Here is a 14,933-nt window from a genome sequence, read left to right as displayed (position 1 = left end):
TTTACATGCCTCCCTGTGTTAATACCTGTTTGTTCTTTGCGATATAATCGATCAGTGAAACGACTGTCAGGATCAGTGCCACCCATGTAAGGACTGTTCCTACAATATTCCACACACCACCCAGATCCATGATCAACACAATAATCAGTGCCATCTGTGATACGGTTTTAAATTTGCCCCAGTAGCTTGCCGCAATGACGATTCCATTGTCGGAAGCAACCAGACGGAATCCGCTGATGATAAATTCTCTGGCAATGATCACCAGAACAACAATGACATTCAGTCTGTCCATAGATGTCAGGCAGATCAGCGCAGTACATACCAACAGCTTATCTGCGAGCGGATCCATAAATTTACCGAAGTTCGTTACCAGATTGTATTTTCTTGCAATTTTTCCATCCAGCATATCCGTCAGGCTGGCAACGCAGAAAATCACAAGTGCGATCCATTTGTCTGCTGCTCCGGTAATATCAAATAACATAAACACTACAAAAAACGGAATTAAAATCACTCGTAAAATCGTTAACTTATTTGGTAAATTCATAATAACTCTCCTATCAAATCATAATCTGCCGATCCGGTCACTTTTACCCTTGCAAAATCTCCCGACATCAGCTCTTCCGATGTGTTCACAAAAATAAGTCCGTCTACATTCGGCGCATCCCGGTAGGTTCTTCCCACATAGGCATTCTCATCTGCTACCTTGCCTTCGATCATCACAAGCAGTTCTTCCCCGATCCGGTCTTCTGCCTGGTCGAATACGATATCCTGCTGAAGTTCCATGAGCTCTGCCTGACGGTCCTCTTTGACTTCTTCCGGGATCTGATCAGGCATAGATGCCGCCGGAGTATCCTCTTCCGGTGAGTAAGTAAATACGCCAAGTCTGTCGAATTCCATCTGATCCACAAAATCCATCAGCTCTTCATGCTGTTCCTGTGTCTCTCCCGGGAATCCGGTAATCAATGTCGTGCGAAGTGCAATATCCGGAATCTCACGGCGCAGCTTTTCGATTGTCTCGATCAGCTGTTCTTTAGAAGTACGTCTTCCCATTCTCTTCAGGATACCGTCACTTGCATGCTGGATCGGAAGATCCAGATAATGACAGATCTTCGGTTCTTCTTTGATCACCTGGATCAGTTCGTCTGTGATCTCTTCCGGATAGCAGTATAAAATACGGATCCAGCGAAGTCCGTTGATCTTACAGAGCTCTCTTAAAAGCTGCGGAAGTCTCTTCTCTCCGTACAGATCGGTTCCATACATAGTCGTCTCCTGTGCTACCAGGATCAGTTCTTTGACACCTCCGTCTGCCAGTTCCTGCGCTTCCTTAAGAAGATGCTCCATCGGTACACTTCGGAAATCTCCACGCACCTTCGGGATAATACAGTAAGTACAGTGCTTGTCACAGCCTTCTGCGATCTTCAAATAAGCGAAATGTCCGCCGGTCGTCACCATACGGTGTGTGTCTGTCACCGGGAGATAATCCACATCCTTCATGGTCATGCGTACATCTCCGCGCTCCATCGGACTGTCACTTAAAATTCCATCGATCACGTGTGCGATCTCTTCATAAGAAGTCGTTCCGAGAACCGCATCAACCTCCGGAATCTCCTGAATGATCTCTTCTTTGTATCTCTGTGCAAGACATCCTGTTACGATCAGGGCTTTTAATCTGCCGGTCTTCTTCAGTTCTGCCATCTCAAGAATATTCTGGATACTCTCTTCCTTTGCGTCATGGATAAAGCAGCAGGTGTTAATGATAATGACATCTGCCATTGTCTCATCGTCCACCATCTGATGACCGTCCTTTGCAAGAATCCCAAGCATGACCTCCGAATCCACAAGGTTCTTGTCACAGCCTAACGAAATGAATAATATATTCATAAAATAACTTTCTCCTCAAGCATAATTTCTAGTTCAGATAAAGAATATGCCAGACACGCTTTTTACATCCGCGCATATTCTTTTATAAAAATACCCATATCCCAGAAATACCCCGCAGAAAGCTGCAGGGTATTGGAATTTCTTTTATTTATCAGCGTCTTCTGCAATAATTTTGATCTTTCCACTGTTCAGCTCATCAATTGCAATAGAAAGCGGCTTTTCGCCGTCCTTAACAGGAACAAGCGGCATCTCGCCGTCAATGATCTGTCTCGCTCTCTTTGCTGTTGCAAGAACGATAGAATAACGGCTGTTGACAATCTTAGTTGCGCCTTCTTCCACGTCCTGATTTACTACTTTCATCAAATCGGTATATGATGGATGTAACATAAATTCTGCTCCTTTCTTACAGTTCCTTCAGTTCTTTTCTGATATCATCTATAAAGTCAGCATTCCGGCTCACCCGGTCATGCTCACCCTGAATAATACTGTGCATCTCTTTTGCGCAGCGCTCCAGGTCATCATTGATCACAAGATAATCGTACTTCTCTACGCCCTGTGATTCTTCTACTGCCCGCTTCATTCTCGAATCGATCACTTCTGCGGTCTCGGTTCCCCGTCCTACCAGTCTGTCTTTCAGTACCTGCGCACTCGGCGGAGTCACGAACATCAGCAGGGTATCCGGATACTTTTCTTTCACCTTCAGTGCTCCCTGGATCTCAATCTCAAGGATCACATCCTTGCCTGCTTCTAACTGCTCCATAACATACTGTTTCGGAGTTCCATAGTAATTTTCTACATATCTAGCATACTCTATAAGCTCATCACGCGCAATCATTTTTTCAAATTCATCTTTGGTTTTGAAAAAATACTCTCTTCCGTCTTCTTCCCCGACACGAGGCTGACGCGTGGTTGCAGAGATTGATAATGCATAATTATCATAGTCCTGCATCAGCTTTTTCATCAATGTTCCCTTACCGGCTCCGGAAAATCCGGATACTACGATAAGGATTCCCTTTTTTTCTCTCATAATCAGTTCTCCTGCATACTCAGACATTGAAATGTTATTTTAACACATCTTTTTACATTTTTCAAAGCTTTATTCAATATTTTGAATCTGTTCACGTACTTTTTCAATCTCGGTCTTCAGATCGATCGCGTAATTCGATACTTCCAGATCATTTGCCTTGGATAAGATCGTGTTCGCTTCCCGGTTCATCTCCTGAGCGATAAAATCAAGCTTACGGCCGATTCCTTCGGTCTGTTCCAAAGTTTCCTTCATATGCTTGATATGGCTTTTCAGTCTTACCACTTCTTCATCTGTACAGATCTTGTCAGAGAAGATCACAACCTCAGCGGCGATCCTTCCCTCATCAATCTGGGTATCTTCCAGAAGCTCTTTCACCTTTGTTTCCAGCTTCTCACGGTACTCGGCAACGATCTGTGGCGAGCGTTCTTCCACTTTTCCGACAACCTCCAGCATACCGTCCAGTTTGCCGATGATATCCTTTTTCAGGTTCTCACCTTCCGCTGTCTTGGTCTGTACGAACTGCTCACAGGCACCCTTCATTGCCTTCTCAAGTCCGTTCCAGAGTTCCTCTTCATCTGCGGACTGTTCTTCCATCGTAAGCACTTCCGGACAACGTGCCAGTGTGGATACCCGGATATCATTGTCCAGGCCAAAGTGTTCTTCCATCTGTTTAAAACTTTCCATATATTCTTCTGCCAGCTTCTGGTTATATTTTAAAGTCATCTGGCTTTCTGTCATATCTTCATACCCGATGAAAATATCAATCTTTCCCCTCTGCACGTACTGCTTGAGCAGATTGCGGAGTGCCGACTCAAAGAAATTGAGCTTTTTCGGCATACGGATATTCACATCCAGGTAACGGTGATTAACCCCTTTCATCTCTACGGTAAATTTGCGGTCTGCTTCGGCGATCTCACACCGTCCAAAGCCTGTCATACTTTTTATCATTTGATTTTCCCTCTTCTTACTGACCTTTTAAGGGCCGTTTTACTATCGATTATTATAGTTCATTTACACTTACTCGTCAACCGGGTGACGGGGCATTTTCACTTGTCTATCTATGCCTCTCTATGCTATAATGAGCCCATTGAAAAAAGAATGTGCCCTGGCATATTCACGGATAAATATGAGGTGAATTTTTAAAATGGCTTTTGATGGAATTACAATTTCAAATATCGTAAAAGAATTAAATGATACGATCCTGAACGGACGAATCGCCAAGATCGCACAGCCGGAAAATGACGAACTGCTTCTCACGATCAAACCTGCGAAAGGGCAGGTGCGACTGGTCATCTCCGCAAGTGCATCCCTGCCGCTGATCTATCTGTCCAGAGATAACAAACCAAGTCCTATGACTGCGCCGAATTTCTGTATGCTTCTGAGAAAACATATTGCAAATGGCCGCATCGTAGGCATTTCCCAGCCTTCCCTGGAGCGGATCATCCGCTTCGAGATCGAGCACCTGGATGAACTTGGAGATCTGTGCCGCAAATCCCTGATCGTTGAGATCATGGGCAAACACAGCAATATTATTTTCTGCAATGAAAAGGGAATGATCATCGACAGTATCAAGCATGTTTCTGCTCAGATGAGCTCTGTGCGTGAGGTCCTTCCGGGCAGGGAATATTTTATCCCGGACACCATGAAAAAGGAGAATCCGCTTGACATTCCGGAAGAGAATTTCACACAGGAATTACTCTCCAAACCGATGCCTGTCGGCAAAGCGATCTACAACAGTTTTACCGGGATCAGTCCGGTTGTCGCCGAAGAGATCTGTCATCTCGCAGGGATTGATTCTTCCATTCCGGCATCTGAGATGTCTGCCGATCTGCTTTCCCACCTGTACCGGCAATTTACCTATTTTATGGAGCAGGTGACAGAAAGAAAATTCTCTCCTGCTATTTATTATGAAGGAAATGAGCCAAAAGAGTTCTCCTCTCTTCCACTCACCCACTTTTCCAACTATCAGGTGAAATCCTTTGACTCGATTTCTGAAGTCATCCGAACTTATTATTCTTCCCGTGATCTGATCACCCGGATCCGTCAGAAATCTTCGGATCTCCGCCGTGTAGTACAGACGGCACTTGAACGAAACCGTAAGAAATATGACCTGCAGTTAAAACAGCTCCGCGATACGGAAAACCGTGATAAATACAAGGTATACGGCGAGCTGATCCACACCTACGGCTACAATCTGGAGGATGGTGCAAAAGAACTGGAAGCACTCAATTATTATACTAACGAAATGATCAAAATTCCGCTGGATCCACAGAAAACGCCACAGGAAAATGCAAAAAAATATTTTGACCGCTACAATAAGCAGAAACGTACTTTTGAAGCACTGTCCGAGCTGATCAAAGAGACCAAAGATGAGATTGATTATCTGGAATCTGTCAGCAAGTCACTGGATATTGCGCGGAGTGAGGACGACCTGATCCAGATCAAGGAAGAACTGATTGAAAGTGGATTTATCCGCAGAAAGCAGTCTTCCAAAAAGGTGAAGATCACAAGCAAACCGTTCCACTATATTTCTTCGGACGGTTTCCATATGTATGTTGGAAAAAATAATCTTCAGAACGAAGAACTGACCTTCCATTTTGCAAATGGCGGGGACTGGTGGTTCCATGCGAAAAAGGCACCGGGTTCCCATGTCATCGTCAAAACTAACGGGGAAGAACTTCCGGACCGTACTTTTGAAGAGGCGGCAAGACTTGCGGCACATTATTCGAAGAATTCCGGGGCTGAAAAGGTGGAGGTTGACTATGTGGAGAAAAAGCAGGTTAAGAAACCGAATGGAAGCAAGCCGGGGTTTGTGGTGTACTATACAAATTACTCGATGATGATAGATAGTGATATTTCCGGGATACAGGAAGTGTTGTAAATATGGGTTGTGACACCGCCAGAGAAGAATAAAATCCGACACATTCCAAGTTGTGCAAACCATTCCGATGAGCCTCTTAGGGCGAGAATCGTGTTCAGCAAAGGCTTCCACGATTCTTGAGTCTCATCTCCATTGCACAAGATAGGAATGTGGCGGATTTTATTCTTCTCTGGCGGCGCTCGAATTTATTGAATACACTTGAGTGTTCCTGAATGCCAGAAGTGAATCATGGTGCTGTGGCGGGGATGTACTTTGATGGTGAAAGTTTTATGAAAATATTTTTTGGATTTTTAGAAGTTTGATTATATAAAGACCAGCCAACCAGTTCTTATATTTTTCATTGGAACTATTTGGCTGGTTTTAGTATTTTTTTAATAATTCGATATCAGTATTTACTTGATCTCGTATACTTTATCTAACTGTGCCATGCATGCCTGAATTTTTTGCATTCCGTCCTCATCGGCTGGGGCTCCGGAGAAGTAGAAAGTGACTTTGCCTGATTCTCCCGGGGTGGTTTCTTCCGGGAGAACTCGTTTTAGCTGGCGGAGGGTGCCTTCGTTGCCGTCTACGAAGTGGATTTCTCCCGGGAAGATTTTGCGGAAGGACTGTTTGAAGTAATTGAAATGGGTACAGCCGAGTACGACTGCGGCGTACTGGTTGAGGGTATAGTCCTGAAGGCTGTTTTTCAGGTATTCATCTATTTCCGGATCCTGGAATCTTCCGGCTTCTGCAAAGCGAACCAGCTTTGGAAGGGGCGCAAGGTCGACTTCATGCTCAGTGTCTACTTGTTCCAGAAGGTTGTGCAGTTTTTCTCCGGCGATCGTAACCGGAGTTGCTGTTACCAGGATCCGTTTCTGCATATCCTGATAGAGTTTGAGCGCACGCTTGACTGCCGGTTCCATACCGACGATCGGCACGGCAAATTCGCCTCTGAATTCCTTGGTTGCCACGCTGGTTGCCGTGTTGCAGGCGATCACAATTGCATCGACATCCTGCGCGATCAGGAAGTTCAGAACCTCTTCTACATATCCTTTGATCTGTTCCCTTGTCTTTTCTCCGTATGGAACATGCTTTGTATCCGCATAATATACAAATTCTGCTTCCGGCATTTTTTTCAGTGCGCGGTGAAGCACCGAAAGTCCGCCGATTCCTGAATCATATATTCCGATTTTCATTGGTATTACCTCGATTTCTTATTGTCTTATCTGACTTAAAAGTCAAAATCTGCATAATCTTCCGGAAGGAAACGGTGATAAATGATATGGCATCCTTCATCCTTGAAGCAGTAATAATACTTGTCCTCGCCCTCTTCAAAACGGATCATCCGGTCAAATTCTCCATTGTCCATCGGTTCTGTCACGATTTTATCCGAATGGGAACGGAACAGTGCTTCGATCTCTTCCATCGTGCAGCCATGCTTTGCGACAAGCTCCACCAGCTCTTTGATAAATTCATTCGGCTTCATATTTGCATGTACATATTCGGATGCCTTGTCCGATAAAGCAAAGCAAAAACGGTCCTTTACATGTGTAATCCCGACTTCCCCGAAAATATCTTCTGCTGCTTTCGGAAAATCTGCAAGGAGTTCCTGCATCTCTTCCGCATCTGCATTCGCCTCCATAAAATGATTCAGTGAACTGAGCGGATAATAAAGCCGGATCATCTCTTTCCGATATCCAAGCTTTGCCTGCTCTTCCTTCACCAGATCGATTAAACTTTTTTTCAAACGCTCATAACCCATATATATTAAAACTCCTGTCTTGGTAAGATAATGTCTGTCTGTTTCTGCAAACAAAGATATTTTAGCACATTCTTTTCATTTTCGCCACTCACACCGTTGAAGAATTCCTGTAATTTCGTTATCATAAAGGAAATATAAGTTATTTTCTATAATCAAGGGAATTTACTATGCATTCAATCAGTCTCAACAACTATTTCCCTCCGATAAAATTTTATCATTCCAATAGTAAAATTACTTTCTACATGAAAAACTTATTTAAAGAGAAAAGCATCATTTATTGAGCAAAAAATAAAACTTAAATATTCAGATATGAGGAGGTTAAAACTATGGACGAGCAGACAATCAAAGAACGGATCACCGCGCAGCGCGAATTTTACGCGACCGGTGCAACACTTCCGCTTCCTTTTCGATTAAAACAATTAGAACAGCTAAAACTTGCACTCAAACGCCATGAACAAGATCTGTACACAGCGCTAAAGGCGGATCTTGGAAAAAGCCGGATGGAAAGCTATATGTGCGAAATCGGGCTGACACTTTCTGAACTTACCTGGATGCAAAAGCATTTACCAAAGCTGATGCGCTGCAAAACCGTGCCGACTCCACTGGCGCAGTTCGCCGCCAGAAGCTTTCAGGCGCCATCTCCATACGGAACGGTGCTGATCATGAGTCCCTGGAATTACCCGGTACTCCTCACTTTAGAACCGTTAATCGATGCACTTGCCGCCGGAAACACCGTCATCTTAAAGCCAAGCGCCTACGCTCCACGCACCAGTCAGGTTCTGAGCCAGCTTCTCACCGAATGTTATCCGCCGGAGTATATAACAATGATCACCGGAGGCAGAGAAGAAAATCAGGCACTCTTAAACCAGCGTTTTGATAAGATCTTTTTCACCGGCGGAAAAACGGTCGGAAAAGAAGTCCTTCGTCATGCTGCCGAATACCTGACTCCTGTCACTCTGGAGCTTGGCGGAAAAAGTCCATGTATCGTAGATTCCACAGCGAAAATCCCACTCGCTGCAAGACGGATTGTATTCGGAAAATATCTCAACTGCGGACAGACCTGCGTTGCTCCGGATTATATACTCTGCGATGCTTCCATTCGCGACCAGCTGCTTCAGGCACTGGAAAAAGAAATCCACCGGCAATTTGGCAAACAGCCACTGCAAAATCCAGATTATGGAAAAATCATCAATGAAAAACATTTTCACCGGCTGCAGAATCTGATTGCCACCGATAAGCTGGTCTGTGGCGGCGAGTCCGATCCGTCTGCCCTGCACATCGCACCTACGATCCTGAAAAATGTCACCTGGGACGATCCGGTTATGGGCGAAGAAATCTTTGGGCCGATTCTTCCGGTGCTTACTTATTCAAACCTTGATGATGCGATCCGACAGATTGAAGCTCATCCGCACCCGCTTGCACTCTATCTTTTCACCGAAGATCCTGCTGCCAAAAAGAAAGTCCTTGCCAGATGTCATTTTGGCGGTGGCTGCATCAACGATACCATTATCCATCTTGCTACCAGCCAGATGCCATTTGGCGGTGTCGGAGAAAGCGGCATGGGATGCTATCATGGAAAGGATGGATTTGCATGTTTTACCCATCAGAGAAGTGTTGTAGATAAAAAGACCTGGATGGATCTGCCGGTACGGTACCAGAAGTACCGGTTCTGGAAAGAAAAAATGCTGAGAGGCTTCCTGCGCTAAGATTAGCGCGGGGAAGACTTCCCAGCAGATAAAAATTAACCATCCACACATATCATTTAACAAACAGCATCTCAGTTTATCCTTTTCAAATTCATTATTCCCTTTGTATTAGTACTCCTAAATCCATAAGCACACAGGAAATCATAGACAATATTCTAAATGTATCAGATTCCCGAAAAATTTTTTCCTGTTCATCAAAAACCATACCATTCGTATTGTTAAATTCATCTAAATCAAGAGGTATTTTCTTTTGTTCTAGATACTTCAGCATTTTCACCCCTGCATGTATAATATTTGCTTTACATATTTTATTCATTGAAATAGTCTTAGCATGTTCATTAATATATTTTTTCGCATCCGATCACGGTCAAATAAATAATAAATAGCTGTATTATCAATATCAAACTCATACTTTTCGATCAACTCTTCATATATTTGATCCAAATATTCTTCACTATTAATTGACGAAATATTAGATGTTTTTGTATTAACAACAGCAACTATACTATGTTTATCTCCTTCCCGAACATAATATTCTTCTCTTTCACGCCTTTTTTCAATTTGCGTATATCCAAGCACATCTACAAATATTTTTTTCATCAAACTAAATTCATGCTTACTTCCTTCAACAATCAGCAACACTTTACCAACACGTTTATTTTCTATCAATTCCATACTCAGGTACTCCCCCAAACACTCCGCTCAGATACATTTTTTCAAGATTTTGTGCCGCTCTTGGCTGCTCATCTGAAAAACGTTTTATTTTACTTCCCTCTTTTCCTTCCATTTCTACTGCATAAATCTGATCAGGTCTCAAAATGGAATTTGACAATAAGTTCGTTGAATGTGATACAAAAAATAACTGCATACCCTTTCCATTTCTCATAATATATCTAATAAGTAATTCCTCTAATTTATTGTGCAATCCACTACTAAATTCATCAATTAACAACATTCCTCCGTTTTCTACAACAGAAAGAATAGCTGGCAATATATTAATAAGTGTCTGGTTTCCCGTAGACTCCATAAATATAGGGAGTGGTGTTTCTATTCCCTGTCTTTCAAAAAATACCATTTTCCCTTCATTCTCATCTAATTCAAAACGTAGCCCTTCTTTTTCAACAACTTTTTCATATTGAATAGCAAATTGAAAATTATTGTCTTCAAAAAACTTATTTATATGATTTGTTCCATTCTCCTCAAGATATTTATTTACAGAAAGGCTTTTTCCGTTATACGATACAATTCTTCTCGAATATGCATTGATATACACTGATTTTTTTAATTCATCAAACCACTGAATCAGTATTTTGTTTCCTGCAAATTTTGTACTAAAATAAACTCGTTTTAAGAAAAGTAAAGTATCATCTACTTCGTGAAAAGACTTTTCCTCTTCTAATTGTAATCTTACATTCTTTTTTACACGTTCTATCACTATTTGATCATCAACTGTCAATCTCTCTTCTATAAACACATTTCTATCAAAAGAAAATTCATATTTAATTTCATGATTGTCTACATCAAATTCAAATTGTAAACTTGTTATTTTCTCCGTTGAAAAAAGACAATTATACATTACCAATGATATATCTCTATCTTTAAACAATAAATCCAGCATTAGCTTTATTGGTTGTAATGCTGTTGTTTTCCCTGAAGCATTATCTCCTACAAAAAGCACTCCTTTCAAGTTCTTTCCTTCCGTATTTTGCTCTAATAATTTATAATTCGTTTTTGTATAATCAAAAATAGTTTCATTCTTAAAACACTTGAAATTCTTAGCAATCACTCGTTTTAACATATTTTTTCCCTTTCTTTTATTTTTGATCGTAATTTTTTTACGCTTATAATTTATCATATACATTTATTTTATACAAGTGCTCACTTTTTAAACAAAATTCTCCATGTTATCATAAAATAAATAACTGATTAACTTTTTCATCGAAAGGAGTACCACATGTTTTGATCAGATTTCCCCGCACCAACTGAAAAAATGCTATTTTTTAAATGGGTTAATCTTTCCGGTAGAAAATCCAAGTCCTATTCTACTCATTCAACGAAAACCAGACTTTCTAAATATATGGTTAAAAAAATTTTTGTGTCCGTATTGACTTCATATCATACCCACTTCGCAAATTCGGCAGCAATCCTTTCTCAGAACTGCTGCCGAACTTTCTTTTCTATCCGCGGTGTGCTCTCTCGCAACAATAATAGCAACCATCCGCATCCGGATAACCATTTCTTTTTGCATAAGCTACCGCATCGATCTCATCTGCATGCCATCCCAGGCTTACCTGATTATATGCTGCCGGTCTATGTCCGCATGTTGTAGTATGCACTTCATTATAACGACCATCCGTCTTTTCTCTGTTAATAATATAACTTGGCATCTGTAACACCTCCTTTCTGTTGTTAAAGAAAGTGTATCACTTATGCCATTTTCTTTGGTGTGCTGTCAGCACACAATACCTCTCTAATTACTGATTGGTATAATGATCAAAATAACCACTATCAGAAATACCATCGGCCACAAAAAATATCCGATCCACCGAAGATATTTATGCTCCATAAAAGGTAATTTATTCCGTAAACCAAGATAATTTCCGTAAAATGCAACCGTCAATAATACCCAGATAAGAAATGCCAGCCGATTACTCCACAAAGCAAATCCTGTAACAGCATTACCATCCTTTTGCGTGACCTCCAATGATATACCAAGCCAGAAAATAAAATAATATCCTATTATTGCAGATACCATTTTCCAGATTGTTCCTGTCCGGAAACCAACCGGTAAAAACGGCTTCATCCACCGTCCCTTTCGTGGAACTTTTTCTACCCCTGTTTTTTCTGCATTATAATTATAAAAATAACGATCGGTTGTCCATGATAAAACTTTCTGAAGTTCTTCTCTCAGTGCTGTCGCAGTCTGATATCTGCTGTCCGGTGAAAACTCTGTACATTTCCGTATAATACCAGACATCACTTTTTCTCTGGGACTTTCAGCTATATACAAATACTCGTCCGGATATCTTTTTGTAAGCAAATAGTTCATCAATACACCCATTGCATATATATCCGTTCTGGCATCTGACTGACTAAAACCAAACTGCTCTGGTGCGGCATATTTCCTGGTTCCGATAATAACAGTATCATTATCTTTACCATCCTCATATTGCTTTGCTGTATTAAAATCAATAATTTTCAAATATCCATTTTCCTGTATCAAAATATTCTCCGGCTTTAAATCCCTGTGTATAACAGGCTGCGGAAGATTATGGAGATGCTCTAATACATCGCAAACTGTCAGCATCAAACGGCAGACCTCCTCCAATGAATAGACTCCTTTTTCTTCCAGATGCTCTGCCAGAGACTCTCCTTGCACATATTCCTCTACAATTATCAGCTTTCCGTTATCTTCCACACATTCGATAATTTTAGGAATATGCGGATTCCCACAATCCTTCAGATACTCATAGACTTCCCTGCAGTAAACCTCCTGCTCCTTCATCACAAAAATATGCCCGTTCTCCACATGCTGCACCAGAATCACATTTTTATGTGTACTGATATCTGCTATCTTTTTATAATAAGACAATCTGCATTGTTCCTCTAATGTCATACCACCCTCACCTCTTGTTATTTCTGTAAAAATCCTTTATGATAATCATAACATTTATTTTTACTTTTATCTACAATAAGGAGCTTTACTATGAACCCGTAAAATGAAACCAGAACGACTGCTTTATTTCAGGAATTAGACGAAATTTCTAAAGGTCAAAAATCCTATACAACCTTTTTAAATCACCAAAAAAATGAACAGAACTATCTTTCTCTTAAGGATTATATCGATGATTACTTTTTTCAGCACCCGGATATCACCCCTTCTGTTATTATCCAGGATTCTAATCTGAGTAGAAACTACGTCTATCCAATCTGCAACGGTACGAAACATCCAACAAAATACAAATTAGTCGCTTTCTGCATTGGTGCACATATGACCTTAAAAGAAACGCAAAAAGCTCTTACTCTTGCAGGATGCTCACAACTTTATCCTAAAATCCCTGTTGATTCCGGAATTATCATTTGCATCAATCGAAAGTGTAAGAGCGTGACAGAAGTTGGGTTGTTTCTTAGTGAAAATGGACTGGAAAGTCCATTTTAATCTGGATGATTGTTCCCTTGTCTGGTTTCTTATGTAAAAAATTTTCACAGTATCATTTGCAAATAGTGATACCATGAAACCTTTTTCCGTAAAGTTTCCATTCTCCAACTGCTCCGGCCCCCTGCGCTACATTAGTATCCAATATCTCATAGTGCAATCCTATCGTCCCTCAGAACATTCGTTTTATCTCAATTATACACAACCTGAAACCTGATTCCAATAGCAACGCACAATATTTTTATCTATTTTCCATTTAGTTCCTCTTGAGCGCACAATAATATTGTGCTATTATAAGGCTGTCAGATACTGAGCAGAACGGTCTGACAAAGGAGGAAACACTATGGCTAAACAATCAAAAAAAGCCGTTGTTACTGTAAAACGATCATCTACTTCCAGCTCTGTTGTTCACTTTCCACAGACAGATAAAAACGAACAGCCTGAATTTGCATTCGGTGCAGTGATCCGCAAGTACAGAACGCAAAACGAACTGAGCCAGCCAAAGCTGGCGGAGCTTCTGGGAGTGTCGCGTAACACTATCACAAACTGGGAAAATGACCGCGCCCGCCCGGAAGTGGAAACCATCCGGGTTCTTTGCAGTATGCTTGGAATTCCTCTTTATGAGCTATTTGCTCTGCCAAACGGTTCCCAGCTGTCTTCCCATGAAAAAGTTGTGTTCGGACAGTACCGAAAACTGAGTCCCGTCGGCCAGCGCATCGTAGACCGGATGATCGAATCCGTCATGGGTGAAGAGCAGGATGCCCGTGACAGATACCTGGACGAGAATTATTTCCTATCCGAGTTGCAGTCTACTCCTGCTGCCGCAGGTCCCGGCTGTGCTTTTATCGACACACCACCGAAGTATATGTTTATAAAGAAAAACGGATACAACGAATCTGCTGATGCGTTGATTCGTGTATCCGGTGCAAGTATGGAACCACAGTATCATAATGGCGATCTGGTATATGTAAAGTATACTCAGTCTGTTGAAGATGGCGATATTGTTATCTGCTCTACTGCAGATGGTGCCGTCATCAAGCAGATGCTGAACCACAAACTCTACTCTTTAAATAAGGCACTCCCCTACGGTGAAAAGTCTGAAGATGATCATGTCACAATCGTCGGTATGGTTCTCGGAAAGGTAAGCCCGCTGGAACTTCCTGCTGATGATGACATTCCTCTACTTGAAGAAGTAAAAGCCCAGGAAGTCCGGGAATTCAAGAAGAAGTATGGATTGCTGTAAGAGGTGGCCATCATGAATAAAGAAAAAGTCTATGTAAAAGTCGATTCTACATTCGACCCAACCGGTTTTATGCAGCCGACATCGATCACCTGGTCGGATGGACGTACCTTCCCAATCGAAACAGTGCGCGACTTCCGTCCCGCCGGGACTGCCGATAACGGTTACTCCGGTGACTGTTTTACTGTGCTCATACAGGGGCAGGAAAAGCACCTGTTCTTCGAGCACCTTGATCCACGCTTCAACGGTCGGTTAGGCCGGTGGTTTGTCGAGAGAGCCGGACATTAACCGCAATATTATG

Annotated in this window: 15 protein-coding genes; 4 read left to right on the top strand and 11 right to left on the bottom strand. The window is 41.8% G+C overall.

The genetic code is table 11. The features are described from left to right. Position 1: 1 nt before the first annotated feature. From pgsA to ACYQ5K_RS14965, 5 genes are all read right to left on the bottom strand, one after another. Entirely contained in the window at positions 2–544 is a 543-nt protein-coding gene (gene pgsA / locus ACYQ5K_RS14985) for a CDP-diacylglycerol--glycerol-3-phosphate 3-phosphatidyltransferase (RefSeq protein WP_173688909.1), read from the bottom strand. Next, the gene (gene rimO, locus ACYQ5K_RS14980) at positions 541–1,881 is read right to left on the bottom strand and encodes a 30S ribosomal protein S12 methylthiotransferase RimO (protein WP_173688908.1); all 1,341 of its coding nucleotides are present in this window, start codon (positions 1,879–1,881) and stop codon (positions 541–543) included. Before rimO ends, pgsA begins: the two co-directional genes overlap by 4 nt. A gap of 144 nt (positions 1,882–2,025) precedes the next feature. Continuing rightward, the gene (rpoZ, locus tag ACYQ5K_RS14975) at positions 2,026–2,268 is read right to left on the bottom strand and encodes a DNA-directed RNA polymerase subunit omega (RefSeq protein ID WP_022220478.1); all 243 of its coding nucleotides are present in this window, start codon (positions 2,266–2,268) and stop codon (positions 2,026–2,028) included. A 16-nt stretch (positions 2,269–2,284) separates the two neighbouring features. Then, on the bottom strand, positions 2,285–2,908 hold the full coding sequence (gene gmk, locus ACYQ5K_RS14970; protein ID WP_117556048.1) for a guanylate kinase: 624 nt from the start codon (positions 2,906–2,908) through the stop codon (positions 2,285–2,287). Between the two features lie 69 nt (positions 2,909–2,977). After that, positions 2,978–3,856, bottom strand: a complete 879-nt coding sequence (locus tag ACYQ5K_RS14965) for a YicC/YloC family endoribonuclease (RefSeq protein ID WP_173688906.1) — start codon at positions 3,854–3,856, stop codon at positions 2,978–2,980. A gap of 196 nt (positions 3,857–4,052) precedes the next feature. Between ACYQ5K_RS14965 and ACYQ5K_RS14960 the strand changes: the two genes are divergently transcribed. Then, positions 4,053–5,789 (top strand): Rqc2 family fibronectin-binding protein, encoded by a 1,737-nt coding sequence (locus ACYQ5K_RS14960; RefSeq protein ID WP_173688905.1) that lies wholly within the window; start codon positions 4,053–4,055, stop codon positions 5,787–5,789. A 392-nt stretch (positions 5,790–6,181) separates the two neighbouring features. Here the strand turns inward: ACYQ5K_RS14960 and murI are convergent, their stop codons facing one another. Both murI and ACYQ5K_RS14950 read right to left on the bottom strand, forming a co-directional pair. Next, on the bottom strand, positions 6,182–6,964 hold the full coding sequence (murI, locus tag ACYQ5K_RS14955) for a glutamate racemase (protein ID WP_459777854.1): 783 nt from the start codon (positions 6,962–6,964) through the stop codon (positions 6,182–6,184). Positions 6,965–6,999: 35 nt separating this feature from the next. Further along, complete coding sequence (locus ACYQ5K_RS14950) at positions 7,000–7,530, bottom strand: DUF3877 family protein (RefSeq protein WP_459777853.1); 531 nt, start codon at positions 7,528–7,530, stop codon at positions 7,000–7,002. Positions 7,531–7,856: 326 nt separating this feature from the next. On the opposite strand from ACYQ5K_RS14950, the gene ACYQ5K_RS14945 reads away from it, so the two are divergent. Next, entirely contained in the window at positions 7,857–9,236 is a 1,380-nt protein-coding gene (locus ACYQ5K_RS14945) for an aldehyde dehydrogenase (RefSeq protein ID WP_195231493.1), read from the top strand. A 312-nt stretch (positions 9,237–9,548) separates the two neighbouring features. Here the strand turns inward: ACYQ5K_RS14945 and ACYQ5K_RS14940 are convergent, their stop codons facing one another. The 4 genes from ACYQ5K_RS14940 to ACYQ5K_RS14925 all read right to left on the bottom strand — a co-directional run bounded on the left by ACYQ5K_RS14940 (position 9,549) and on the right by ACYQ5K_RS14925 (position 12,852). Then, positions 9,549–9,911: a hypothetical protein gene (locus ACYQ5K_RS14940; RefSeq protein WP_173688900.1), complete on the bottom strand. Its 363-nt coding sequence runs from the start codon at positions 9,909–9,911 to the stop codon at positions 9,549–9,551. Then, positions 9,892–11,034, bottom strand: coding sequence for an AAA family ATPase (locus tag ACYQ5K_RS14935; RefSeq protein ID WP_459777852.1), 1,143 nt, complete (start codon positions 11,032–11,034; stop codon positions 9,892–9,894). The genes ACYQ5K_RS14940 and ACYQ5K_RS14935 overlap by 20 nt, the downstream gene beginning before the upstream one ends. 379 nt (positions 11,035–11,413) lie before the next feature. Further along, on the bottom strand, positions 11,414–11,623 hold the full coding sequence (locus ACYQ5K_RS14930; protein ID WP_173688898.1) for a hypothetical protein: 210 nt from the start codon (positions 11,621–11,623) through the stop codon (positions 11,414–11,416). Positions 11,624–11,706: 83 nt separating this feature from the next. Further along, positions 11,707–12,852 (bottom strand): serine/threonine protein kinase, encoded by a 1,146-nt coding sequence (locus ACYQ5K_RS14925; RefSeq protein WP_459777851.1) that lies wholly within the window; start codon positions 12,850–12,852, stop codon positions 11,707–11,709. 883 nt (positions 12,853–13,735) lie between these two features. Between ACYQ5K_RS14925 and ACYQ5K_RS14920 the strand changes: the two genes are divergently transcribed. Both ACYQ5K_RS14920 and ACYQ5K_RS14915 read left to right on the top strand, forming a co-directional pair. Then, positions 13,736–14,635: a S24 family peptidase gene (locus ACYQ5K_RS14920; RefSeq protein WP_459777850.1), complete on the top strand. Its 900-nt coding sequence runs from the start codon at positions 13,736–13,738 to the stop codon at positions 14,633–14,635. A 12-nt stretch (positions 14,636–14,647) separates the two neighbouring features. Next, entirely contained in the window at positions 14,648–14,920 is a 273-nt protein-coding gene (locus ACYQ5K_RS14915; protein WP_459777849.1) for a hypothetical protein, read from the top strand. The last annotated feature ends 13 nt before the right edge of the window (positions 14,921–14,933 follow it).

This window comes from Allocoprococcus similis (genome assembly GCF_054660775.1).
The sequence above is the reverse complement of the archived record's forward strand: the minus strand, read 5'-3'. Positions and strand labels throughout refer to the sequence as shown.